The sequence below is a fragment of the Myxococcus sp. CA056 genome (genome assembly GCF_013336715.1).
GTDB classification, from domain to species: Bacteria; Myxococcota; Myxococcia; order Myxococcales; family Myxococcaceae; genus Myxococcus; species Myxococcus llanfairpwllgwyngyllgogerychwyrndrobwllllantysiliogogogochensis.
In genome coordinates this window covers 231,601-253,462 of sequence record NZ_JABUMT010000002.1, presented here as the reverse complement: position 1 = coordinate 253,462, position 21,862 = coordinate 231,601, and the positions used below count along the sequence as shown (strand labels likewise).

Below are 21,862 nucleotides of genomic sequence, written 5' to 3'. Positions count from 1 at the left end.
TCGGGCCTCTCGCCAGCCCGGCATGCGAGCGTCCGCGCAAGCAAGCCAACCCTCCCGCTCATGCCCATCCCTTGAGGGATGCACGAGCGTTTCCACAAGTTCGCCCAGGGCGTGTCCGAGCGCGTGGGCTCCGTCCAGGCCCTGCTGCTCGCGGTGTCCGTGGTGGTCATCTGGGCGGTGACGGGGCCGCTGTTCCACTTCAGCGACACGTGGCAGCTCGTCATCAACACCTCGACGACCATCATCACCTTCCTGATGGTGTTCGTCATCCAGGCCACGCAGAACCGCGACGCGAAGGCCATCCACCTCAAGCTCGACGAACTCATCCGCGCGCAGAAGCACGCGCGCAACGAGTTCACGGACCTGGAGGACGCCACCGAGGAGGAGCTCGCGGAGCTCTCCCTCCAGTTCAAGCGCGTGCATGAGCGCGCCCGGGGACGCCACGTCGCCCAGGGGCACGATGACCGGCACGAGCCCGCATCGGACCCGGGCTCGAAGCACTGAGCCTGTGCGACTAGGGCGACTTCACCAGCGACATCATCATCGCGGCATAGCCGCCCACGCCCAGGCAGCAGGAGAGGACGGGCACCAGCAGCGCGCCAAGGGCAGCCTGTCCCCAACCCACGCGGTACAGCTTCTGGTACGCGGCCACTCGCACGCCAGCGCTCCAGAAGGGCATCACATACATGCCGCAGAAGGGCACCAGGCCCAGCAGGTAGACGCCCTGGGACAGGGCATGTCCGCGCAGCGTCGCGGCGAACGTGCTCGGCGCTCCCGCCAGCCGCAGCACCACGTGGTCCAACGCGGAGGCCACCACCGTGATGACCATGCTCAGCACGGGCATCACCACCACCCAGCCGAAGAAGAAGAAGACGACGAGGCCCCGGAAGAAGGAAGGGCCCGGCTCGCCCATCCCTCGGGACGCGAGGTTCTCGTAGGGGACCACCAGCAGGACGGCGAAGTAGAACAGGCTGGTGACGAAGTAGCCGACGAACGCCGTGAGCAGGGCGAAGAGGAGCGAGCTGCCCACGCTCCCCTCCGGTGACATCCGTCCGAAGGTGACGCCCGGACGCAGCATCACCTCCACGCACGTCTTCCAGAACGCCTTCGCCCAGCCCAACTCCTCGCGCTGGTCCCACGGGAGTGGCGCGTGCGGCGAGCGCTCATGACACCGCGCGCAGACCAGCTCGCCGCGAGGACCCTCGCGCAGACACTGTGAGCAAGCGAAGGCGCCACAGCGCGTGCACGCATGAAAGCTCATCCACTCCGGATGGATGGCGCAGACGGCCACGTCCGAGTCGGCGGGAGGAGCAACCAGCAAGGAGGCGCCACACGCCGGACAGCGCTGAGCGCCGGGAGCGAAGGAGGCCTGACAGAAGGGACACGGGATGCCGGACACGAGAGGCATCCTCGCACAGTCCTCCCGGACGACCTCGCCCAAGCGAGACTCGTGAGGGCGCATGAGGCCGTGGTCATCCAGCACGAGGCTCGCGCCACACCCATCCCAGCTGGCAGGCGATGTCCTCGCCTCAAAGCGACTGGCACGGGCGCACGGCACGAATCCATGGGACACCCGGCACGAGGCTCGCGCAACACGCCAGCTCGATAGGCCGGCGCCATCCTCGGCTCAAAGAGACTGACGAGGGCGCACGAGGCCGTGGTCATCCGGCACGGGGCCCGTTCCACGGTCCACGCCTGCCCGGTTGGCCGGCTCGGAGGTCGACTCCGGAGGACGGGCCTCGCGCGCGCGACGGGCCTGACGCAAGGCCGCCTTCGCTTCGGCAGGGTGGCCCTGGGCCTTCTCCCGCTTCGCCAGGGCCTCCCACAGCTCCGGTGACTCCGGGTGCAGCGCCACAGCCGCGCGCACCAGGCCCAGCCCCACGCGCGGCGTCTCCGAGTCCATCACCACGCGCTTGAGGAACGACATCGGCGCCAGCGCCAGCGCGCCCTGCGGCGTCGCCAGGGCCTCCTGTAGATGCGCCAGCACCTCCCCGTCCCGCTTCACCGTGAGCAGCGCCTGCGACAGGGCCCACCGGGCATCCACGCTCCTCGGCTGCAACTCCACCGCCCGCTCCAGCCAACGCACGCGGTTCGCGGACTGCTTGCGCCACGCGAACCCCTCGGCGACGCGCAGCAGCTCGTCCGAATAGTCCGGCCGCACATCCGGCGACAAGACCGCCGTCTTCTTCAGCGCGGGCCAGTGCGCCTCCGGGTTCTTCGTCTCATCCAGCCGCAGACGAAGCAACTCCGGTACCTCCGCCCGCTTCCACCCGGCGACGAAGCGCAGCAGGTCCCCGCGCAGCGGCTCGCCGAAGCGCTCCGTGTCCGGCACACCCTGAGCTTCACACGCGGCCAGATAGTCCGCGAAGAACGACAGCGGACCTTCCGCCGGGTACGCCAGCAGTCGCTCCGGGCCATGCGCCTTCTCCAACGTGCGCGCCATCTGCGCGCCCACGCGGATGAAGACGGAGCCCAGCTTCGGGTCATGCCCGCTGCGGATGCGCTCCAGCGCCGCCTTCGCGTCCTTGCCGATGAGCTTGCGGTCCAGCAGCTCCGACACACGCGCGAAGGCACCCGGCAGGTCCTCGTCCGGCGGCAGCGTGCCCGGCCCTCGCGTGGCCCACAGGTGATACGCCAGACCATAGCTGGCGATGCGCCCCAGGCCCTCGTACACCACCGAGTCCACCGGGTCCGTGAAGTGCGCGTCCCTGCGCGTGACACCACTCTCCAGCACGCCCTCCATCAATCGGATGGACAGGCGCCGCAGCCGCTTCGCCTCGCCCTCGATGTTGGTGGCCAGCGCAATCACCGTGTCCTCGGCGGGGAACATCACCAGCAGCGTCGTCGTCTCCGGCTGCCCACCCGCGTGCGCCACCAGGTAGTGGCCGCGCAGGGGATAGGTCGCGAAGCCCATGCCGTAGTCCGTGAGGCGCCCATCGCGCGTGGCCATGGACGCCTGCATCTTCCCCATGGTGTCCCGCTTCACCAACCGGTGGGCCAACACCGCGCGGCCAAAGCCGAGCATGTCCCCCACCGTGGCCCGCGTCCCACCTCCACCGAAACGACTGGACACATCCAGGAAGCGCGAGGGCTTCAGCACGCCGTCCTTCACGCGGTAGCCCACCGCCTGGTGCTCGTCGCGCGTCGCGGTGACGTCCAGGTCCGCGTGCTCCATGCCCGCGGGCTGGAAGACATTCTCACGCAGGTAGTCGCGATAGGACTTCCCCGACGCCGCCTCCACCGCCGCGCCCAGCAGGTTGTAGCCCCAGGTGCTGTACAGGTAGCGGGTGCGCGGCTCGAAGGCGAGCGGCTTCTCGGAGAAGGCGGAGATGGCCTCGCCCGTGCTCACCGGCTTCACGTTGTTGCTGGAGGCCAGCCCGTCATACGTGGGCACCCCGCTCAGGTGTCCCAGCAAATCCTTCACCGTGACGGTCCACTGCTTCGCCGGGTAGCCCGGCACCAGCGTGTGGATGTCCGCGTCCAAATCCAGCTTCCCCTGCTCCACCAACTGCAAGACGGCGACGGCGGTGAAGGACTTGGTGACGGACGCCATGCGGAACGTGGTGCGCGGCGTCGCGGGCAGACGTTTGGCCACGTCCCGCAGGCCATAGCCACACACCCAACGCTGCGCCCCGCGCGTGACACCCACCGTCAGCCCCGCGACGGGCCCCTGGGACAGCTCCGAGCGGACGATGGCATCCAGCGCCTGCGTTACCTCGGGAGAAAATCCGCGCGGGCCCTCGGCGGCCTCCGCGCTCACGGACTCGCACACCGGCGTGAGGCGCGGCGCCGACAGCGCCGGAGTCGCGAACAGCCACAGCGCGGCGAGGAGCCCCCTCAGCATCATCATGGCGCGGCCTCCACGGTCGAACCAGGCGGGCTTCCGGCGGCGGGCGACAGCGCGGCCACGCGGCGGGAGGCCGGCGGCGTCTCCACCCAGGCGCGCAGCAACGCGTCCGTCACCAGGTGGCCCAGCACATCCAGCCCCCGTCCGCGCGGATGCACCAGGTCTTCGTGCATGAACCCGGACTGGTGGAAGCGCGACAGCGCGCCCTTGCCCCCCATGGCCGCGTAGAGGTTGAAGAAGGCGCACCCTTCCGCCTGCGTCACCTCCCGCTCCGCCTCGACGACAGCCTCCAGGAAGGGGCGCTGCGTGAAGGCCTTGCCCCGGTCCTTCGTGTCCCGCACCGCGTCCATGGGCCCCACCACCAGACAGGCACTGCCCGGCGCGGCGGCTCGAGCCCGACGCAGCAGCGCTCCCAAGTCCTTGCGCAGCGTCTCCAAATCCGTGCGCTTCCACTCCAGGCGCTTGGACTCGTTGCCCCCCAGGAAGAAGACGAGCAGCCGAGGGTCGCGCTCCGCCAGCTGCGAGCGCAGCGCCGCGTCATCCAGCCGCGAATAGAGGCTCGCATCCGCGGACGGCACCCCGAGCATGTCCAGGACGATGCCAGGACGCGCGTGCTGCAACACCACGCCCTGCACCACCGCGCCCTTCGCCTCCGCCACCACGTCCACCGATGTCGTGCCCGCGGGCAGCTCGAAGCGCGTGGCCTTCGATTCACCACTCCCCGTGGGCTCCGTCCGGGCCAGCACCGTGTCCCCACTCAGGACGGTGAGCGCGCCGCCATGCGGGACATCCAGCCACCACAGGGTGCCTCGCGGCTCGCCCTCCAGCTTGAAGCGGCTGCGCGCCTTCGCGACGGTGGCCACGTGGTACACGCCCGTGACTCCAAACAGGTGCGGGGGCTTGCGCAGCTCGCCCAGCGTGCGGGGCTCCCACCCGCCCTTGCTGTAGCCGGTGCGTCCACGCCCACCATAGGGCGCCATCCGGTCCACCAGCAGCACGCCCCGGCCCGCGGCGCCGAAGCCCGCGCCCAGGTCGTCCCGGAGGATGTCCACGATGCGGTCCCCTGCGATGAGCGAGTTGCCGAGGGCCTCGATGACCGTGGGCCCGGACGCCGTGCCGGCGGACAGGGAATCCAACGATTCGAAGAAGGACGCCAGCGCGGTGCGGGCGCAGCCCGTGCCCACGGGCGCCACGCACGGGTCATCCACCTTCGCCCCGAGCGCCCCGAGCTTCACCGCCAGCGCCTGCGTCGACCGCGTCCGCTCCGTGGGCTCCGGCGCCACGCGCCGTGGCACGGGTTCGGGCTCGGGTGGCCTCGGAGCTTCAGACGGAGGGCGCGCCACCACCGCCGCCGGAGGGGCCGTGACAGGCTCCGGGGCGGTGAGGGGGCGAACCTCGGAACCGATTTCACAGGCGGCCAAGAGGCCACAGCAGGCCAGGACGTGGAACACGGCCCGCCGTCCACCCCACCCGACTTCCGAATGCGTCATGCGGCGTGCAGCGTAGACGAACTCTTCCGCTCGCGCATTTTCCCGGCCCGCCAGCCTCCCTGCTCCTCAGGGAAGCGTGGGCGAGGGATGCGCTCGCACCTTGCCTCCTGGTTTCCCGCAACCCTGCGACACACAGGGCCTCCGAGTTGGCGGACGGGCGACATCCGAGGTCCAACCGACAACACCTTCACTTCACTTGGGACGCGGAGTCCCCAGATTACCCGTCACCCACTATGGAGAATGCGAAGAACAAGGTAGCGAACTGGACGAGGTTCCATCGCAAGTTCGGCGGCCATGTGCGCCAGCTTCGCAACAACCGGGAGCTCACCCAGGAGGCACTCGCGGAGCGGTGCGAGCTCTCGGTGGATGCCATCCGTCGCATCGAGCGCGGAGCGTTCTCTCCGTCGCTGGATACGCTCGGCAAGCTGACGACAGGCCTGGACGTGTCACTCAAGACGCTCTTCAACGGCTTCGAGCAGGAGCGCACCGAAGAGGTGGCGGAAATCTGCGACTTCCTGTCCAGCCTCTCCGGCCCGGAGGTGAAGCTCGCCTGGAGGGTGCTCCAGGCCATGTTCGAGGAAACCTGAGGACCTCTTCTGCCGGTGCGAACCGGCAGATGTTCCCTGTACCCCGCGCCCACCATGACCTAGGGAGACGACCTCTCATGCCAGGAGCCTCCGAAGGAACGCTGCTCGTCGTGGAGGATGACGCGGACCTCCGCGCCTCCGTGGTCGACGTCCTCACGAGCGCGGGCTATCGCAGCGCCGTGGCGAAGGACGGCCTGGAGGCGCTCACCTGGCTGGAGGTGCACGGGCGCCCCTCCCTGGTGCTGCTGGACATGGAGATGCCGCGCATGGACGGGTACGCCTTCCTGGAGCGCCTCGCCCGACACCCCGCATGGACCGGGCTGACCGTGGTGGCCCTGACGCCCCGGCGGGTGCTCCACCCGGCCGTGCTCGACACCCTCCTCAAGCCCTTCGACGGGCACGACCTCCTGGAGCGCGTGCCCCACTGGCTGCGCGGCTCGCGCCTTCCCGGAACGTCCTGAAGCGCGATTCCATTGCGCGCAATGGACCTGGGCCGCATGTTGCGGGGAGGAACCGCCATGCCCCTGCCCAAGAAGCGCGTCGACGCGCTCCACCTGAACGAGCAGCTCTGCTTCACCCTCTACTCGACGGTGCACCTGCTCAACCGCACGTACCGGCCGCTGCTGGAGAAGCTGGGCCTCACCTATCCCCAGTACCTGGCGATGCTGGTGCTGTGGGAAGAGGACGACGTCACGGTGAAGGCGCTGGGGGAGCGGCTGCTCTTGGACTCGGGGACGCTCACGCCGCTGCTCAAGCGGCTGGAGTCCGCGGGGCTCGTCAAGCGCGAGCGGGACGTGCTGGATGAGCGGCAGGTGCGCATCCGGCTGACGACCTCGGGGCGAGGCTTGCGCGCGAAGGCGGAGTGCGTGCCCCCGTCCATCCTGGAGGCGTCGGGCTCATCGCTGGAGGAGTTGCAGGACCTCAAGGCCCGCGTGCTCGCCATCCGCGAGGCCCTCAGCTCTCGACTGGAGCAGGAGCCGCCGCCCGCGCCCGCGAGCAAGCGCCGCAAGACGGGGTAGCTACACCTGCGTCTTGAGGACGTCCTTCAGCCCGCTGGTGCCCTTCTCGACGACGCGACTCACCAGGTCCAGGGACTGCGTGTAGCGGTACATGGACGCCTGGAGCGCCAGCAACTCCGCGTTGGAGTAGTGCGCTCCAGAGGACGCGGACTGGATGATGTCGTCCAGCACGCGCTGGCCCTGCTCCAGCTCCTGGACGAAGCGGGAGATGCCGTGGAGCACCGTCCGCTCGGTGCTGGCGACCGGGGACACCGCGCTCGAGGGAGCGACCTCACGTGGAGCGCTCGGGCTCGAAGGGGCGTTCGCTTTGTCCGCGAGGACGCCATCGAACCGGGACGCTTCGTGCTTCTCGGCCGCGACACTCACGGGTGGCGGCGTCACCTGCGGCGGAAGTGGAAGTGGTGCCGCGGTCAGCGGGCTCGTCATGGGGACCGTCTCCTTCGTGCGTGGAGCAAGGCGTCACCCGCGAGTATCTCCGCCAGGGCTGACAGCCTCCGGGCGCGGCGCGAGGGCCCTTCCCGAAAGGTCGGGCCCTCGTCCACGCGGGAGACACTTCACCGAGTCACGCGCGCTGAATCCGCGTGCCCCACGCCTTCAGGCGCTCGACGACGTGGGCCGGGTCCAACACCCCCTCGGGCGAGTACAGCCCCGGGGCCACGGGAGCCCCTCCCACGAGCCCCAGCAGTCGCTCCACCGCGAGCGCCACGCCCCGCCCGCTCAGCCCCGAATGCACATCCCCATCCACCAGCGTGTGGCGCACGCGCGTCGTCGTCCCGTCCGGCAACTCTCCGATGAGTTCGATGATGACCTCGTGGCCGGGACCCTGACCGGCCGGGCGGCTCGACGCGGCCCGCACCGCGAAGTCGAGTCGCACCGTGCTCGCGTCCGTCACCGCCGCGAGGGTGGCCACGTCCAGCAACGGATACGCCCGGCCCTTCCACTGCGTGCCGTCCGCCCCCTGGAAGGTCCGCGTCGTGTCCTCCTCCGTGGTGGCCCAGAGGAACTTCCCGTCCTTGCGAATCAGCGGGCTGGGCACGCCCTTCGTCAGCCGCTCCATGTCTCCGCTGGCGGCGGGCCCGCCCACGTCCTCCTCGTCGAAGACGGCGCCAATCAGGATGGAGTGGACCTTCTTCAGCTCGCGAGCGAACTGGAGGGTGGACATGGCCACGGTGCCGCCCAGGAAGTGCCCCAGGAAGAGCACCGGAGCGGCCGTGGGTTTCTGGATGTGGAGCGCGACCTCCGGGCCGATGTCGAAGACGAAGTCGGAGAAGGAGACATACGGCAGCCCGTGCGCCTGCGCGTACTTCATCGAGCGCAGGGTGTCGTCCTTGAGCAGCACCACCACGGCGCTGAAGGCGGCGTCTGGAGCCAGGCCCAAATCATCGCGCTCCAGGTCGATGCGCACGGCCTCCGCCCGGCCGAGCTCCCTGGCGAGCGCGGCGGCCTTGCTCACATCACGTCCTCCAATCCGGAGAGCCAGCTCCGGGTGCAATTCGCGCAGTGCTTTCACGGCCCGGCGTCCAACAATGCCGGAGCCTCCGATGACGAGGACGGGCTTCAGGTTCGATGCGTTCATGATGGGATTCCTGTGTGTGGAAGAGAGGGGAAGGTCATGCGCGACGAAGCCGGGCGCCGGACTCCTGGAGTCGGCGCAGCAGGTACTCCGGCTCGATGAGGACATGGGGGAGGTAGAGCCCCGGTGCGACGGGTGCGCCTCCCGCGAGGCCGAGCAACCGCTCGACGCCCACGGCCACGCCCACCGCCGTCATCGGAGCCTGTCCCTCCGGGTGCATCAACTCGTGACGCACGCGCGTCCGGGTGCCGTCGTGCAGCGTGCCTTCGAGCTCGAAGATGATTTCGGTGGAGAAGGGCTCGCCACGGCGGCGCGGCGCGGAGGTGCCGATGGCGACATCGAAGCGGATGGACTTCGCCTGCGTCGCGGCGGCGAGGCTCGCGGGGTCCAGCATCGTGTACGCCTGCCCCTGGACGTCCTGCCCTTCTCCGTCGCGGAAGGTGCGCAGCGCCGCGTCGCCTCCCACCCAGCGCCACTGTCCGTTCTCCAGGATGAGGGTGTTGGGCGTGGCCTTCGACTGCCGGTCCAGGTCCGCGTACGCGGCGGCCCCGCCCACGTCCTGCTCGTCGAGCACGGCGCCGATGGCGATGGACTCCAGCGCGCGAAACTCCCGGGCGAACTGGAGCGCGGGCAGCGTGGCGGCGCCCACCAGCCAGGCGCTGCCCAGCAGGATGGGCGAGCGCGTGGGCTGGTGCATGTGGAGGGCGACCTCGGGAGCGACCTCGAACAGGCTCGTGGAGATGCCCAGGTACGGCAGCCCGTGCGCCTGCGCGTACCGCAGCGAGTTGAGCGTGTCGTCCTTCACGAACAGGACGACGGCGCTGTAGGCGCGGCTCGAGGGCTGGCCCAAATCGGGCCGCGCCAGGTCCACCGTCGTGGCGTCGGCGAGGCCGACCTCGCGGGCCACCGCCTGGGCGCGGGACAAATCCCGGCCGCCAATCGTGAGCGGCAGGTCCGGTTGCAGCCGACGCAGGGCCTTGGCGGCCAGGGAGCCGACGACGCCCGAGCCACCAATGATGAGGACGGGTTTCCGAGGGTTCGAAGACATGACAGGTGCGCTCCCCTGCCCCGAGAGGCAGTGGTTGAGGGTGCCGGAGGGCCGGCGGGAAATGGTGCCGCGTTGACCCTACTTAAAGTAAGTTACCAAAAGTAGGTTCGCCACGATTTCGACGACGAGAGGTCCGGTTGCGCGTCCGCGTCGAGGCAGCTAAGCCCCAAGGGTGCCGCCGCGACGTCCCATGAGTGAACCCGCCCCCAAGAAGCTCCCCAAGGCCCAGCGACGCGAGCAGTTGCTCGACGTGGCGATGGCGGTGGTGAGGAAGGAAGGCACGGACGCGCTGACGCTCGCCCACCTGGCCGAGCGCGCGGGCGTCAGCAAGCCCATCCCCTACGAGCACTTCCAGTCACGCGCCGGGCTGCTGATGGCGCTGTATGAGCGCATCGACGCCGCGCAGCTCGCTGAGTTCGAGGAGGCGATCCAGCGCACGCGACGCAAGCTCGAGGACGTCGCCAGGGTGATGAGCGGCTCGTACATGCACTGCTACCTGACCATCGGTCCCGAGCAGCACGCCATCTCCGCCGCGCTCAAGGGCGACGGGCAGATGGAGACCTTCTATCAAACGATTCTGGACCGCTATGTGGACCTCTACCGGGACGCGCTCGCGCCCTACTGCGAGCTGCCGAAGGAGACCCTGCGCCTGCGCTGCGTGGGCATCATCGGCGCGGCGGAGGCGATTTCACGCGACATGCTCCGGGGCGCCATCTCGGAGAGCACCGCCGCGACGACATTGGGCTCGCTCATCGTCTCCTGGCTGTCGGCGCGCAAGTAGGGCAAGGCCCGCCACGCGTGCAACGCCCGCGTCGATGTGATGCAGTCGCGCGGTGCTCGACAGCGTCACCATCGACCAGCTCCGGACGCTCCGCGCGGTGGCCGAAGAGGGCAGCTTCTCCGCGGCGGCCCGGCGCCTGGGCCAGGGACAACCCGCCGTCAGTCAGGCCATGCAGCGGCTGGAGAAGCAGCTCGGCATGCGCCTCTTCGACCGCAGCAGCCGCGTCCCCCGCCTGACGATGAAGGGCGAGGCCGTGGTCGCCGCCGCCCAGCGACTGCATGACGACCTCGCGACGTTCCAGACCGTGGTCAGCCGCCTCAAGAACGGCGAGGAGACGAAGCTCGCGCTCGTCGTCGACGCCATGTTCCCGACCTCCGCGCTGCTGTCCTTCGTCAAGGAGCTGGCGCAGACGCACCCCGGCGTGGAGCTGACGCTGGAGGTGGAGCTGCTCGCCGCCGTGACGGAGCGCCTGCGCGAGCGCAAGGCCACGCTCGCCATCGCCGGCGCGGACCTGGACCTCTCCGGCCTGGAGCAGCGCCCCATCGCGCTCTTGCGCATGCTCCCCGTCGCCGCGCCGTCACATCCCCTCGCGGCGGTGAAGGGCGTCATCACCGACGAGCACCTCGCCACCACCACCCAGCTCGTCCTCAGTGAGCGCCTGCCCTCCGGGAAGACAGGCACGGCGGACCGGGGCGTCTTCTCCGCGAAAAGCTGGCGCGTCGCGGACTTGATGACGAAACATGCACTCATCCTCGGCGGGCTCGGCTGGGGCCACGAGCCCGAGCACCTGGTGAGCGAGGACCTGGCGGCGGGGAGACTGGTGCGTCTGCGGCTCGCCGCCTATGAGGGCGGGCCTCCGCCACAGCGGCCCCTCGCCCTGGTGCGCCGCAAGGGCACGCCGCTGGGCCCCGTGGCGACGTGGGCCTCCAACCGGCTCACCTCCCTCTGCCAGCTCGCGCTCGGGGACCATCACACGACGTGATGATAAGCATCATGCGCGGGAGCGATTTACACCTCCGCTTCCACCCTTACGTTCTGTGTCATGAGCACCACGACACAGACACTGACTCCCCCCACCGTTCCCCACGCGCTTCCCCGTGCGCGGACGCTCGAGAGCGTCCACGGCGGCGGGCCCTTCCACTGGGTCGGCGACGGCTTCCGCGTGAAGACGCTCGTCCCCAGCGGGGGCGTGTCCCAGGAACGTGTCAGCCCCTTCCTGCTGCTGGACCACCATCCGCCGCATCACTACCCGCCCCTCGCGAAGGGTCAGCGGGGCGTCGGCTGGCATCCGCATCGCGGCTTCGAAACCGTCACGCTCGCGTTCGAGGGCAACGTCGCGCATCGAGACAACGCGGGCCACTCGGGCGTCATCGGCCCGGGTGACGTGCAATGGATGACGGCCGCGTCCGGCATCCTCCACGAGGAGTACCATGAGCATGCCTTCTCCCGACGCGGTGGCGTCTTCGAGATGCTTCAGGTCTGGGTGAACCTTCCCCGCGCTCACAAGCGGGCCGCGCCGGGCTACCAGCCCATCACCGCGGCGCAGATTCCCACCGTCCCCGTCGAGGGCGGAACGGTGCGAGTCATCGCGGGCAACTTCAACGACACCCAGGGTCCCGCGCGGACCTTCACGCCCATCTCAATGCTCGACGTGCGACTGCGCGCGGGGACGGACCTCCAAATCCCCTTGCCGAAGCACCACAACGCCATCGTGCTCGTCGCCTCCGGTCGCGTGACTTCCGGCGGTGAGACGGCCACCGAGGGCGAGCTCGCGCTCTTCGCCAACGACGGCGAGTTCCTGTCCCTGCGTGCCGAAACGGACACGCATCTCATCGTCCTCGCGGGTGAGCCCCTGCGCGAGCCCATCGTCCATCTGGGCCCGTTCGTCATGAACAGCCAGCGCGAAGTGCTCCAGGCCATTCACGACTTCGAGTCCGGCAAGTTCGGCGAGCTCCCCGAGGACGCGGCGAGCACTTCATGACAGCGCGGGACTGAAGCATGCGGGCGCCCCCGGACCACCGAGTCCGGCGGGCGTCAGCGGCTCCGGGCGCGGCGCGCGGGGCTCGTGGGCGGCTTCGCTCGCGGCTCCGCGCGAGTCGCCGGCATGTCCTTCAGCACATCGAACAGCAACTGCCGGAAGTAGCGCGAGCCGGGGTCCGCGTCCGTACGGGTGTGCCACATGAGCGACATCGTCATGGGCGGAGGCGCGGGCATGAACCGCAGGCGCTTCAGCGGGAGCATGGCGCAGAGGACCTCCGCCGTGCGTCCCGGCATTCCCGCGACGTAGTCCGTGCGCGTCGCGGCCATGCCCGCGGCGATGAAGTGGGAGACGGCGAGCGCCGAGCTGTACTCCAGGCCGTTCTCCTTGCGGAACCGCTCGAACATGGAGCGCCCCACGCCCGGACGGCCCTGGGTGATGACGATGTCGATGTGCTTGCAGGCGTTGAACGCCTCCCGCGTCAGCACCGTCCCAGGGATGAGCGGGTGGTCCTTGCGCACGACGAAGGCCACCTCCTCCAGGTACAGGTCCTCCACGCAGAAGCCCTCCCGAGTGGCCACCATCCGGGGCCCCAGCGCGACATCCACCTCCCCCGTCCCCATTCCATCCGACGCGACCAGGAAGTCGATGCTCACCACGCGCAGCTGCGCCTGCGGCATGCGGTGCGCGAAGGCCTCGACGATGCGGGGCACGTCGCAGACATCCTGATTGTCACCGCAGGCCAGCGTGAAGCGGCGCGTGCTCTCCTCCGGCTGGAAGCGCTGGCCATCCACGGCCACCTGGAGCTGCGCCACCGCGTTGTTGAGCAGCGGCCTCAGCTCTTCACAGCGAGGCGTGGGCACCAGCCCCTTTCCCTGACGCACCAGCAGCGGGTCTCCCAAGAGTTCCCGCAGCCGGGCCAGCGCGTTGCTCACCGCCGACTGCGTGACGTGGAGCTGCCGCGCCGCACCCGTGGCGCTCCCCGTCTCCAGCACCGCGTGCAGCACGAGGAACAGGTTGAGGTCGATGGCCGAGAGATTCATCGCGGGGCTGGCATACCGCACCCGCCCGCATCACCGGAACACCCGGCCCCGCGTACTCAGGAGCGCTGCGCGCCCGACAGCATGGCCGCCACCTGGGGGTCCAGGCGGAAGGACTCGAAGAAGCCCTCCGCGTCCTGGGGCGGCTTGCCCTCGGGATGCAGCAGCAGTTGCTGATAGAGCCGGGGGCCCACCAGGTAGAAGCGGCCTCGCAGCCGACGCGGCCCGGAGACTCCTTCCACCTCCCAGCCCGGAAAGCCCTCCAGCGTCAGGGGCTTCGAGGAGACGCCCGTGGCGCCCAGGGCCTCCAGCGCACCCAGGCTGGCGCGGGACACCACGTCGCTCGGCTTCGCCTGCGACACGGCCGCCGCGGGGAAGTCCGTGTACGAGACGTAGTACGCCGTGTCCGACTCCGGACGGACGGCGATGAACGTGTGGAGTGTCACCTCGCCCACATCGGTGACCTGGGAGCGGCGCTCCTCGCTCACCGGCCCTGGCAGGGCGACGGAGAAGCCCCCTTCCGTGGACTGGATGACAGAGGCGGGCGTGGCGGAGGCAGGCCGCGCGGCCTGGGCCTCGGGCGCCGGTTGGCGGGAGGCACACGCCCCCAGTCCTCCCACGGAGAGCAGGATGGCGAGCGGCGCGACTCGGCGCGAAATCTTCATGTTCCAGGCGACTCCTGTCATGGAGCCCGGAAGGTACGTCCGACGCCTCCCTGGCGCACCCAGCCTCTCCGACGGAAGCGCGGCACGCAACGCTTTGCGTCTAGTGCAGGGCGTCCGGAGGCACCGTCGCCGTGGCCTCCGGGAGCTCCACGGCGCCCCCCGCCGCCTGGGTGGCGAGGGCCAGCCGGACACAGAACGTCGAACCCACTCCGGGCGTGCTCTCCACCTCGATGCGCCCGCCATGGGCCTCGACGATGCGCCGCGCGACGGACAGCCCCAGCCCCACCCCCGGCGCGCGCTTGCTCCGGGCATCACCCAGCCGCTGGAAGGGGGCGAACAGCATGCCCTTCTCCTCCTCGGTGACGCCGATGCCCTGGTCCTTCACGAGCAGGAGCACGTCCTCCTGCTCGCGGCGCACCGCCACATCCACGCGACTGCCGGACGGCGAGTACTTCAGCGCGTTGCTGACCAGGTTGGCCATGACCTGCTCCAGCCGGTCCGGGTCCACGCGCACCAGCAGGGGCGTCTCCGGCACGTCGAGCTGGAGCACGTGCCCGCCGTCACTGGAGCGGTACAGCTCCACCACGCCCCGCGCCAGCTCGCGCGCGTCGCGCACCTCGGGCCGCAGCTCCAGCTTGCCCGCCTCGATGCGGGTGGAGTCGAGCAGGTCCCCCACCATCCGGTCCAGGCGCTCCACCTGCCGCCCCACCAGCGCGAGCGTGCGCTGCATCCGCTCCGGCGTGAGCTGCGCGCGCGTTCGCTCGGTGAGGGCGGTGGACAGCTTCAGCGCGGACAGCGGATTGCGCAGCTCATGCGCCACGCCCGCGAGGAAGGCGAGCTGCTGCTCCTGCTGGTGCGTGAGGCTGTTGGCCATCTCGTTGAAGGTGCGCGCCATGTCGCGCAGCTCGGTGGGGCCCGCCACCGGCGCGCGGGTGCGCTTGCGTCCCGCGCCGAAGCGGCGCATGGACTGGCTGATGTCCCGCAGGGGTTGCCAGGCGATGCGTCGCAACAGGTAGGTGCCGGTCACCAGGCCCACCAGCAGGAGGCCACACAGCACCAGGCCCACGGTGTTGCCCATCCGGTTGAGGTCCGCCGAGGACTCGCGCGCCGTCCGGGCCTCCTCCACGTTGAGCTGGACCAGCCGCTCCAGCGAATCCAGCGAGGCATCCAGCGCGGGAATCACCCGCTGGGCGCGCTGTCGCAGGGGCAGCCGAGCGGCCTCTCGCTGGGTGGCGAGGTACTGCCTGAAGTGCTCATCCACCTCCCGGATGAGCGCCTGCTCCGGGGCGCCGAAGGCACTGCGATTGAGGCCCTCCAGCAACCGGGGGAACGAGGACTCGATGCTCTGGAGCGTCCTGCCCCGGATGCGCTCGGACGTCACCTCCACCGGGCCCGTCACGCCGCTGAGCCGGAAATGGATGAGCAGGTCGATTTCCAGCTCCTCCGCCAGATGGAGTCCCTCCACGGAGTTGCCGAGCGTGTTCGCCGAGTGGTTCTGCGCGTTCGTCAGGACGATGAGCGCGGTGGCGGCCACGAGCGTCAGCAGGGCGAGGCCACCCATGATGGCGGCGAGCCAGGCGCGCAGACTCATGTCGCCTCCTGGCACGGCGGACGGACTCCACGAACGACCTGGCTCTGGGCGGGGAAGCTCACGATTGGGACCTCGCTGAAGCCGGGGACGGATGTGGATGGGACGCCCCCTTCATGACTGGAGGAACAAGCCCAGGACGTGGGGGATTCACGGAGTGGACAGCAGCCGGGCATGGTGGGGGGTTCCCCGCACGGCGTCAGCACCGGGCGAGGGCAATCGTGCTAGGGAAGGCCGGACGTGGCGGGCGAGCGTGAGCCCCCCTGCCCCCCGCGCGCGAGGTCACCATGGACATGCTCCCCCAACCGGTACGTACCCTGAAATTCGATGGTTTCTGGCGCTGGCTCCAGGAACACACCCAATGCATCCTCCGGTGCGGCTCCGTCGACGCGATGCTGTATGACCACGACGACTTCCACTGGCTGCTGCTGGAGGAGGAGCGTCAGCACATCATCCAGGTGCTCAAGGGGAAGGTGCTCGTGGGGGAGCTGGTGCTCGCGGGCCGCGAGGTCACCGAGGTGAACGTGGCCCCGGACCCGGACTCAGGCACGCAGGGCCACTTCCTGGTGGAGCTGATGAGCGGGCCGAAGGAAGACCCGCAGGTCGTCTACCACTTCATCATGGCGCACGGCATCGACCCGGCGCCGGGCCACAAGGACCTCAAGCATTGAGCAAGGTGCGCTCGATGAGCGCCACCGCGTCCCTGGCGCCCCCGGAGTAGGTCTCCGGCGCGCGCGCGGAGCGGGGCCCCACCAGCGCGGCGACTCGCTCCATCAACTCCGCTTCGGTGCGGGCCAGCTCCTCCGGACGCAGCCGCACCGCCTGCCTGTCGTAGCGGCGAGCGCGAGCCAGGGCCACCAGCGGCGTGCCCGTCACGCGTGCCTCCTGCACGGTGTTGTACCCGCCCGCGCCCACCAGGATGTCCACCCCGGGCATCACCGCCAGCGCGGGCCACACGCGCACGGGCTGGAGCAGGTTGCGCTCGGGCGCGCCGCTGCTCGGAGCGCGGACGGGGAACCAGGGCCCCGGAGGCGCCAGCCACCGCACCGGCGCCGAAGCCCCGAGTCGCTCCTGGAGCCGCGTGGCGATGGCGCCCGCCTCCGCCACCTCCTCCGCGTTGCCACTGCCCATCACCGCGACCAGCGGACGGAGGTCATCCGCGGCCACGCCCAGCCGCTCACGGGCCTGCGCGCGGCTCAGCCATTCATCGCGCTCCAAGAGGAGCCAGGGCGCGGTGCGCACGGCGCGCGGGTGCTGGGAGAAGGGCGCGTCCTCACCGGGGACGAGCAGCAGGTCGAAGTCCTCCACCGCCGCCGCGACGTTGAAGCGCGCCACGTACGTGGGATTCAAGTCCCGGTGCACCAGCACCTTGCCCATGCGCAGTCCGGGCAGCATGGGCGCCAGCTCCCCCGCGAGGCCGCGCGGGAAGGTGTCCACCACGAGGACCTCCGGACGCACGCCGTCGAGCAGGCACTCCACCGCCTCGCGCACGGCGGATTTGGCCAGGTCCGGGTTCAGCCGGTGCACATGGGCTCCGGCGCCCAGCACGTCCTCCAGCGGCACGTCCGGAGCGAAGACGCTGTTGGTCACCACGGTGACGCGGTGTCCCCGTCGGGCCGCCACGCGCGCGAGTCCACAGGCCCGGGTGAAGTGACCCATGCCTCCGCCCAACGCGTAGATGAGCCAGCGCGCGCCCGCCATCAGCTTCCGCCCAGGTCCTCCTCGAAGGAGGAGTCGTCCTCGTGCCGCAGGCTCTCGCCGTCGGCCTCGGTGAAGTCGTGCGGGTCCTTCGAGGAGCCCCGCGCCCACGAGGAGCCCGACCCGTAGTAGCCGTAGTCGTCGTAGTAGGCGCTCGCGTCGTCCGAGTCGGTGGTCGTCGAGCCGTCGTCCTCCGGGTCCTCGTCGCCCAACATCGCGCAGCCCGTGCAGACGAGCGCCTCTTGCTGGGTCGTCAGGTGCGCGTCACAGACGCTCTTGCCGCAGCGCGGGCACAGGGCGCCCGCGGGCAGTCCACACGGATGGGAGAACAGGAAGCCCGTGCTCACCTCACAGCCCTCGTTGGAGAAGGGGCTCATGGCGCGGACCCGGACGGCGGCGTCTGGATTTGATGGAGCAGCGCCACGCGGAAGGGCAGGTCCAGCTTCTCGAAGGCGAGACAGGCCGCCGCGTCCGCGCGCACCAGCGACTTGGTGGCGAGCAGCGTCTTGCCACCGGGCTCCCGGAGCGACACCTTGCCCTCGCGCACCTTCACGCGGGCGACCTCGGCGCCGGAGGCATCCTGGATGCGCGCGCCCTCGTCGTCCGAGGACACGGTGTAGAGCAGCGCGCCCTTCGCGTCGGTGAGCCGCCAGCCGGAGCCCTGTCGCGCGAGGGTGTAGAGCACCTGCCGCTGCGCTCCGTCGCGCACGGTGAGCGCGCCACCCGCCGAGCCGAGGACGTAGCCCAGCGCCGTGTCATCCGGGCCGGACACCTTGAGGGCGGTGCCCTTCCACTTGAAGCGGGCCAGCTCGCGGTCGTCGCCGTCCACCAGCTTGGCGCCGTCGTCCGTGGGCTTGAGCGAGAAGCGCTCGCGGTCGTCCGCGTCCTTGAACTTGAGCTTGCCCGGGAGGGGGACCTCGTCGCCCGCGGAGGCGGACTGCGTCTGGGTCGACGGGGCCTCGGAGTTCGAGGGACGCGAGCAGGCGGCGGTGAGGAGGAGGCTCAGCAGGAGCGCGCGGAACGTCATCGGGAAGCCCTCGCGGGGTGGTGCTTGCGCTGGGAGGTGGAGAAGTTGAGCACCTGGTAGAGGCTCAACAGCATCATGAGGCACGCGCGCGTCGCGTCCCGCGACTGCGTGGACACGGTCTCCGTCGCTTCCCAATCGGAGTCCATCCGGGCGCGGAGGCTGAGCCGGTCCTCGGACACCTGCAACTTCGTGAGCGCCACCGTCGGCGGGAGCTTCACCGCCTCGCGGGCCGCGCCTTGCAACCGGGTGAGCTCGGGGTGGCGCTCCGGCTTCACGCGAAGCTGGACCTGGAGGTACGAGCCGCTCTTCTGCTTGCTCTTCATCTTGTACTTGCCCCGCGCATTGCGCCTGGTGCGGGAGCGCTTCTGGAGCCACTCGGTCATGCCGAGGCGCAGGTGCGTGCCATCGCGCAGGCGCGCCTGGAGCGACAGCCACGGGTCCTCGAACTCATTCGTCTTCCACGTGCCCGCCATGCCCTTGCGCTTCCACTTGGCCTTGTGGTCGATGGGATGGAAGTCCAGCTCCAGTGACACGGGCTCCTCGGGGGCGATGTCGCGGCGCAGCCGTCGCAGCAACAGCGTGGGCAGCCCGTAGCGACGGTCCTCCAGGTCGTTCCGGCCGAACCGGGAGGCCTTGACCAGGAGGACGACCGCGACGACCAGCAGGCCGATGCCTCCTGGCACCAAGCCGTTCAGCCACGAGGGGGCGGGCTGCTCGGAGTCGAGGAGGTTGTTGGCGAGGGACGACAGGAAGAACAGGCCCACGCCCACGCCGCCCACGATGAAGGCCCGTCGCTGCCACTGGCGCTTGAGGACAGCCATCTCCCCGTCGAAGCGCGCGAGGAAGCCCAGGTCTTCCATCAGCTCGGAGACGGGCGCGGTGTTGCGGTAGCGCTTCTCCACACGGAAGCGGTCGATGTCGAAGGCCAAGGCGGAAAGCTCCCCTTCGGAGCCAGGAACGAGCGCGGAGTGTATGGGTCGGCGGGGAGAGGGGCAAACCTCCCGGTTTGCCGAGCCGGGTGAGCCGCGATACCACGCGGGCCGTGGCTTCCGCGTCCGGCATCGTCTACGCCTCCTTCGACCGATTCCCCGCGCCCAAGGGAGCGGCCGTGCACATCCGGGCCTTCGTGGAGGCCCTGGGCGCGGCCTTCGGGGGCGTGGACCTGCTGGCGCTCCGAGACGGACCCACCGCGAGCGCGACCCCGCATCCACTCGTGGAGGGAGTGACGTATCACCCGCTGGACGCGCGGGGGCGAGACCTGGTGGCGCAGGCGCTGTCGTTCCGCACGCACCTGGCGGCGTGGTGGAGGGACAGGCCCCGGGCCTCGGTGGTCCACGTGCGCTCCATCTTCGAGGGTTATCCGGTGGCGCGCAGGAAGGAGGCGCTGACGGACGCGCTGGTGTTCGAGGTGAACGGGCTGCCGTCCATCGAGCTGAAGTATCACCACCCGGACGTGGCGGAAGACGCGGAGTTGATGCTGAAGCTGGTGGCGCAGGAGGACGTGTGCATCGCGCGCGCGGACCTGCTGGTGACGCCCAGCGAGGTGACGGCGGAGTACCTGGTGAAGCGGGGCGCGGAGGCTTCGCGCGTGCGGGTGATTCCGAACGGCGTGGAGCTGGAGGTGTTTCGTCATGCGCCACCGCGCGGGCTGGAGCCGGGGCGGCCGGTGCGACTGCTCTACAGCGGGACGATGACGTCGTGGCAGGGAGTGCACCACGTCATCGAGGCGCTGAGGCTGCTGCGCGCGGAGGTGCCCGCGGTGCTGACGCTGGTGGGGCCATTGCGCAAGCACCAGCGACGGGTGCTGTTGGAGCGGTGTGGAGACCTGCTGTTGGAGGGCGCGGTGGAGCTGCGCGAGCCGATGCCGCAGGACGCGCTGGCGGCGTTGCATCATGAATGCGACGCGGTGCTGGTGCCGTTGCCGGTGAATGACCGCAACTGCGTGCAGGGGTGCTGTCCGTTGAAGTTGCTGGAGGCGATGGCCTCGGGCACGCCGGTCATCGCGTCGAACCTGCCGGTGGTGCGGACGCTCGCGGGGCCTGATGAGGTGTTGCTGGTGAGGCCGGGCTCACCGAAGGCCATCGCGGAGGCGGTGAAGGACCTGCGAGCGAATCCAGCGCTGGGGCCCGCGCTCAGCATGAGAGCCCGAGCCCGCGTGGAGCGCGACTTCACCTGGGCGCGCGCGCGGGAGGCGCTGGTGGTGGCGTATGAAGAGCAGCTCGGGATGAAGAGAAAGCGCGAGGGCCTCAGTCCCGAAGCTGAGCACGGTTGAGCTGTCGCGCGGGGAAGCCGCGGCGAGCTCTCACCCCACCCTGGGCACCGCGCGAGCCAGCACGCGGCGAAGCACCTCCGCCTCGGCGTCGGATTGAAACCGCTCCAGGATGCGCCTGCGCGCGGCGGCGCCCATCGTGGCGCGGTGCTCCGGAGACAGTGACAGCACGTCGAGACAGGCCTGCCCCAGATGATTCAACAGGGCCTTGGACACGATGAAACCGTTGCGCTGATGGTCGACAGCCTCGGGGATGCCGCCGGCGTCACTGGCGATGACGGGGCAGGCGCACGCCATCGCCTCCAGCAGCGCGTTCGGCATCCCCTCCCAGAGCGACGGTTGGAGATACACATCACACAGGCGCAGGTGCGCGGCGATGGCCTCCGGTGTTTCGAGCGCGCCGGAGACGAGGATGCGAGCACCGTCCTCGGGATGCTCGGCACGGTAGGCAACGAGGTGCTCCGCGTCGCGAGGACGCACCTCGCCGATGACGAGCAGACACGCGGGCCGGGCACGCCTCACCTCCGTGAGCGCGGAGAGCAGGAACGGCAGTCCCTTCTTGTGACGCAGCTCCCCCGAGAAGCCGAGTACCACCTCACCCGGGGCGATACCGAGCCGCTCGCGCAGCACCGGGTCCGCCGGGCCCGGTGAGAAAACCTCGGTGTCGACGGCGTTGGGGATGACCTCCACCCGAGCGTCCTTCCCGAGCAACAACCCCATCTTCCTCCCCAGGTCCGCGGAAGCGGCGGTGAGCACATCCGCGCGCTGGAGCGTCCATAGGAGCCGGGCGAAATCCCCGGGAGGAAACATGTGTTGGTCCACGTCATTGCCCCGAGCACTCACCGTGGACGCAATCCCCACCGAGGCGGCGAACACGACGGCGAGGAACCCCGGTGGCGACAGGTAGTGTCCCCACACCAGGTCATAGCGCCGCTTCGAGTGCAGATAGTCGAGCACGTCCAGCGTGTGTTGCATCGACAGGTCGCTGCTCCCGAACAGCCCCAGCCGATGCAACGTGACACCGCGAGCAAACGGCGTCACCTCGCCCGCGTCATCCAGCGTGCTCAACGCTCCAGGAGCCGCCGTGCGTGTCCACGCCAGCACGTCCACCCGAGCCCCCAGCCGAGCCAGTGCGCCAGCGGTGCGAGCGCCACTGCGAGCAAGCCCTCCGATATCGGGCGGGAAGCGTTCAGCGAGGAGAAGGACGCGAGGTGAGCCAGCCATGGGACCGAATCTACCCGGCTCCGGGCGA

The 21,862-nt window shown here is 70.0% G+C and carries 23 protein-coding genes; 9 read left to right on the top strand and 14 right to left on the bottom strand.

All coding sequences use genetic code 11. The annotated features are described in order from the left end of the window. The first annotated feature begins 78 nt into the window (after positions 1-78). Positions 79-504 carry a low affinity iron permease family protein gene (locus tag HUA76_RS08740; protein ID WP_174460574.1) on the top strand — a complete coding sequence of 142 codons (426 nt, stop codon included), beginning with the start codon at positions 79-81 and terminating at the stop codon, positions 502-504. A gap of 10 nt (positions 505-514) precedes the next feature. Here HUA76_RS08740 and HUA76_RS08735 read toward each other — a convergent pair whose 3' ends face one another. The 3 genes from HUA76_RS08735 to HUA76_RS08725 form a co-directional block, all read right to left on the bottom strand. Next, positions 515-1,408, bottom strand: coding sequence for a YIP1 family protein (locus tag HUA76_RS08735; RefSeq protein ID WP_174460573.1), 894 nt, complete (start codon positions 1,406-1,408; stop codon positions 515-517). Positions 1,409-1,627: 219 nt separating this feature from the next. Next, positions 1,628-3,850, bottom strand: a complete 2,223-nt coding sequence (locus tag HUA76_RS08730) for a serine hydrolase (RefSeq protein WP_174460572.1) — start codon at positions 3,848-3,850, stop codon at positions 1,628-1,630. Next, a complete protein-coding gene (locus tag HUA76_RS08725) occupies positions 3,847-5,337 on the bottom strand; it encodes a GDSL-type esterase/lipase family protein (protein WP_174460571.1) in 1,491 nt (496 codons plus the stop codon). Before HUA76_RS08725 ends, HUA76_RS08730 begins: the two co-directional genes overlap by 4 nt. Before the next feature lie 233 nt (positions 5,338-5,570). Here HUA76_RS08725 and HUA76_RS08720 point away from each other — a divergent pair, with 233 nt between their 5' ends. The 3 genes from HUA76_RS08720 to HUA76_RS08710 all read left to right on the top strand — a co-directional run bounded on the left by HUA76_RS08720 (position 5,571) and on the right by HUA76_RS08710 (position 6,943). Beyond that, on the top strand, positions 5,571-5,924 hold the full coding sequence (locus HUA76_RS08720) for a helix-turn-helix domain-containing protein (RefSeq protein ID WP_174453720.1): 354 nt from the start codon (positions 5,571-5,573) through the stop codon (positions 5,922-5,924). Positions 5,925-6,001: 77 nt separating this feature from the next. Continuing rightward, positions 6,002-6,385 carry a response regulator gene (locus HUA76_RS08715; protein WP_217439504.1) on the top strand — a complete coding sequence of 128 codons (384 nt, stop codon included), beginning with the start codon at positions 6,002-6,004 and terminating at the stop codon, positions 6,383-6,385. Positions 6,386-6,442: 57 nt separating this feature from the next. Continuing rightward, on the top strand, positions 6,443-6,943 hold the full coding sequence (locus HUA76_RS08710; protein WP_217439503.1) for a MarR family winged helix-turn-helix transcriptional regulator: 501 nt from the start codon (positions 6,443-6,445) through the stop codon (positions 6,941-6,943). Here the strand turns inward: HUA76_RS08710 and HUA76_RS08705 are convergent, their stop codons facing one another. From HUA76_RS08705 to HUA76_RS08695, 3 genes are all read right to left on the bottom strand, one after another. After that, entirely contained in the window at positions 6,944-7,369 is a 426-nt protein-coding gene (locus HUA76_RS08705) for an ATP-dependent helicase HrpB (protein ID WP_174460570.1), read from the bottom strand. It lies immediately after the preceding gene. A 136-nt stretch (positions 7,370-7,505) separates the two neighbouring features. Continuing rightward, a complete protein-coding gene (locus tag HUA76_RS08700; protein ID WP_174460569.1) occupies positions 7,506-8,519 on the bottom strand; it encodes an NAD(P)-dependent oxidoreductase in 1,014 nt (337 codons plus the stop codon). A 34-nt stretch (positions 8,520-8,553) separates the two neighbouring features. Further along, a complete protein-coding gene (locus HUA76_RS08695; RefSeq protein WP_174453717.1) occupies positions 8,554-9,564 on the bottom strand; it encodes an NAD(P)-dependent oxidoreductase in 1,011 nt (336 codons plus the stop codon). Positions 9,565-9,754: 190 nt separating this feature from the next. On the opposite strand from HUA76_RS08695, the gene HUA76_RS08690 reads away from it, so the two are divergent. Genes HUA76_RS08690 through HUA76_RS08680 form a run of 3 tightly spaced genes read left to right on the top strand, consistent with a single transcriptional unit; the run spans position 9,755 to position 12,326 of the window. Continuing rightward, positions 9,755-10,345: a TetR/AcrR family transcriptional regulator gene (locus HUA76_RS08690; protein WP_174453716.1), complete on the top strand. Its 591-nt coding sequence runs from the start codon at positions 9,755-9,757 to the stop codon at positions 10,343-10,345. Between the two features lie 52 nt (positions 10,346-10,397). Beyond that, positions 10,398-11,327, top strand: coding sequence for a LysR family transcriptional regulator (locus tag HUA76_RS08685; protein WP_174460568.1), 930 nt, complete (start codon positions 10,398-10,400; stop codon positions 11,325-11,327). Positions 11,328-11,387: 60 nt separating this feature from the next. Next, positions 11,388-12,326, top strand: coding sequence for a pirin family protein (locus tag HUA76_RS08680; RefSeq protein ID WP_174453714.1), 939 nt, complete (start codon positions 11,388-11,390; stop codon positions 12,324-12,326). Between the two features lie 53 nt (positions 12,327-12,379). Here HUA76_RS08680 and HUA76_RS08675 read toward each other — a convergent pair whose 3' ends face one another. The 3 genes from HUA76_RS08675 to HUA76_RS08665 all read right to left on the bottom strand — a co-directional run bounded on the left by HUA76_RS08675 (position 12,380) and on the right by HUA76_RS08665 (position 15,619). Then, the gene (locus HUA76_RS08675; protein ID WP_174460567.1) at positions 12,380-13,366 is read right to left on the bottom strand and encodes a LysR family transcriptional regulator; all 987 of its coding nucleotides are present in this window, start codon (positions 13,364-13,366) and stop codon (positions 12,380-12,382) included. 56 nt (positions 13,367-13,422) lie between these two features. Continuing rightward, positions 13,423-14,028: a hypothetical protein gene (locus HUA76_RS08670; RefSeq protein ID WP_141646378.1), complete on the bottom strand. Its 606-nt coding sequence runs from the start codon at positions 14,026-14,028 to the stop codon at positions 13,423-13,425. 100 nt (positions 14,029-14,128) lie between these two features. After that, the gene (locus HUA76_RS08665; RefSeq protein ID WP_174460566.1) at positions 14,129-15,619 is read right to left on the bottom strand and encodes a HAMP domain-containing sensor histidine kinase; all 1,491 of its coding nucleotides are present in this window, start codon (positions 15,617-15,619) and stop codon (positions 14,129-14,131) included. A gap of 284 nt (positions 15,620-15,903) precedes the next feature. On the opposite strand from HUA76_RS08665, the gene HUA76_RS08660 reads away from it, so the two are divergent. Next, positions 15,904-16,287: a serine/threonine protein kinase gene (locus HUA76_RS08660; protein ID WP_141646376.1), complete on the top strand. Its 384-nt coding sequence runs from the start codon at positions 15,904-15,906 to the stop codon at positions 16,285-16,287. On the opposite strand, the gene HUA76_RS08655 is transcribed toward HUA76_RS08660, so the two are convergent. Genes HUA76_RS08655 through HUA76_RS08640 form a run of 4 tightly spaced genes read right to left on the bottom strand, consistent with a single transcriptional unit; the run spans position 16,277 to position 19,270 of the window. Further along, positions 16,277-17,317 carry a hypothetical protein gene (locus HUA76_RS08655; protein WP_174460565.1) on the bottom strand — a complete coding sequence of 347 codons (1,041 nt, stop codon included), beginning with the start codon at positions 17,315-17,317 and terminating at the stop codon, positions 16,277-16,279. The genes HUA76_RS08660 and HUA76_RS08655 overlap by 11 nt on opposite strands. Continuing rightward, a complete protein-coding gene (locus HUA76_RS08650; RefSeq protein WP_141646374.1) occupies positions 17,317-17,691 on the bottom strand; it encodes a hypothetical protein in 375 nt (124 codons plus the stop codon). Before HUA76_RS08650 ends, HUA76_RS08655 begins: the two co-directional genes overlap by 1 nt. Beyond that, positions 17,688-18,341, bottom strand: a complete 654-nt coding sequence (locus HUA76_RS08645; RefSeq protein WP_174460564.1) for a hypothetical protein — start codon at positions 18,339-18,341, stop codon at positions 17,688-17,690. Before HUA76_RS08645 ends, HUA76_RS08650 begins: the two co-directional genes overlap by 4 nt. Further along, entirely contained in the window at positions 18,338-19,270 is a 933-nt protein-coding gene (locus HUA76_RS08640) for a hypothetical protein (RefSeq protein ID WP_174460563.1), read from the bottom strand. Before HUA76_RS08640 ends, HUA76_RS08645 begins: the two co-directional genes overlap by 4 nt. Before the next feature lie 113 nt (positions 19,271-19,383). On the opposite strand from HUA76_RS08640, the gene HUA76_RS08635 reads away from it, so the two are divergent. Then, positions 19,384-20,613, top strand: a complete 1,230-nt coding sequence (locus HUA76_RS08635; protein ID WP_174460562.1) for a glycosyltransferase family 4 protein — start codon at positions 19,384-19,386, stop codon at positions 20,611-20,613. 30 nt (positions 20,614-20,643) lie between these two features. On the opposite strand, the gene HUA76_RS08630 is transcribed toward HUA76_RS08635, so the two are convergent. Beyond that, positions 20,644-21,834, bottom strand: coding sequence for a glycosyltransferase (locus tag HUA76_RS08630; RefSeq protein ID WP_174453707.1), 1,191 nt, complete (start codon positions 21,832-21,834; stop codon positions 20,644-20,646). Between the last annotated feature and the right edge of the window lie 28 nt (positions 21,835-21,862).

Excerpts from the sequence above, each read along its gene's own strand:
- HUA76_RS08695 (WP_174453717.1), bottom strand. The coding sequence starts at position 9,564 with ATGTCTTCGAACCCTCGGAAACCCGTCCTCATCATTGGTGGCTCGGGC.
- HUA76_RS08655 (WP_174460565.1), bottom strand. The coding sequence starts at position 17,317 with ATGGCGGGCGCGCGCTGGCTCATCTACGCGTTGGGCGGAGGCATGGGT.
- HUA76_RS08740 (WP_174460574.1), top strand. The coding sequence starts at position 79 with ATGCACGAGCGTTTCCACAAGTTCGCCCAGGGCGTGTCCGAGCGCGTG.
- HUA76_RS08645 (WP_174460564.1), bottom strand. The coding sequence starts at position 18,341 with ATGACGTTCCGCGCGCTCCTGCTGAGCCTCCTCCTCACCGCCGCCTGC.
- HUA76_RS08670 (WP_141646378.1), bottom strand. The coding sequence starts at position 14,028 with ATGAAGATTTCGCGCCGAGTCGCGCCGCTCGCCATCCTGCTCTCCGTG.
- HUA76_RS08730 (WP_174460572.1), bottom strand. The coding sequence starts at position 3,850 with ATGATGATGCTGAGGGGGCTCCTCGCCGCGCTGTGGCTGTTCGCGACT.
- HUA76_RS08735 (WP_174460573.1), bottom strand. The coding sequence starts at position 1,408 with ATGCCTCTCGTGTCCGGCATCCCGTGTCCCTTCTGTCAGGCCTCCTTC.
- HUA76_RS08650 (WP_141646374.1), bottom strand. The coding sequence starts at position 17,691 with ATGAGCCCCTTCTCCAACGAGGGCTGTGAGGTGAGCACGGGCTTCCTG.
- HUA76_RS08725 (WP_174460571.1), bottom strand. The coding sequence starts at position 5,337 with ATGACGCATTCGGAAGTCGGGTGGGGTGGACGGCGGGCCGTGTTCCAC.
- HUA76_RS08690 (WP_174453716.1), top strand. The coding sequence starts at position 9,755 with ATGAGTGAACCCGCCCCCAAGAAGCTCCCCAAGGCCCAGCGACGCGAG.
- HUA76_RS08700 (WP_174460569.1), bottom strand. The coding sequence starts at position 8,519 with ATGAACGCATCGAACCTGAAGCCCGTCCTCGTCATCGGAGGCTCCGGC.
- HUA76_RS08675 (WP_174460567.1), bottom strand. The coding sequence starts at position 13,366 with ATGAATCTCTCGGCCATCGACCTCAACCTGTTCCTCGTGCTGCACGCG.
- HUA76_RS08660 (WP_141646376.1), top strand. The coding sequence starts at position 15,904 with ATGGACATGCTCCCCCAACCGGTACGTACCCTGAAATTCGATGGTTTC.
- HUA76_RS08710 (WP_217439503.1), top strand. The coding sequence starts at position 6,443 with ATGCCCCTGCCCAAGAAGCGCGTCGACGCGCTCCACCTGAACGAGCAG.
- HUA76_RS08720 (WP_174453720.1), top strand. The coding sequence starts at position 5,571 with ATGGAGAATGCGAAGAACAAGGTAGCGAACTGGACGAGGTTCCATCGC.
- HUA76_RS08630 (WP_174453707.1), bottom strand. The coding sequence starts at position 21,834 with ATGGCTGGCTCACCTCGCGTCCTTCTCCTCGCTGAACGCTTCCCGCCC.
- HUA76_RS08705 (WP_174460570.1), bottom strand. The coding sequence starts at position 7,369 with ATGACGAGCCCGCTGACCGCGGCACCACTTCCACTTCCGCCGCAGGTG.
- HUA76_RS08680 (WP_174453714.1), top strand. The coding sequence starts at position 11,388 with ATGAGCACCACGACACAGACACTGACTCCCCCCACCGTTCCCCACGCG.
- HUA76_RS08715 (WP_217439504.1), top strand. The coding sequence starts at position 6,002 with ATGCCAGGAGCCTCCGAAGGAACGCTGCTCGTCGTGGAGGATGACGCG.
- HUA76_RS08665 (WP_174460566.1), bottom strand. The coding sequence starts at position 15,619 with ATGAGTCTGCGCGCCTGGCTCGCCGCCATCATGGGTGGCCTCGCCCTG.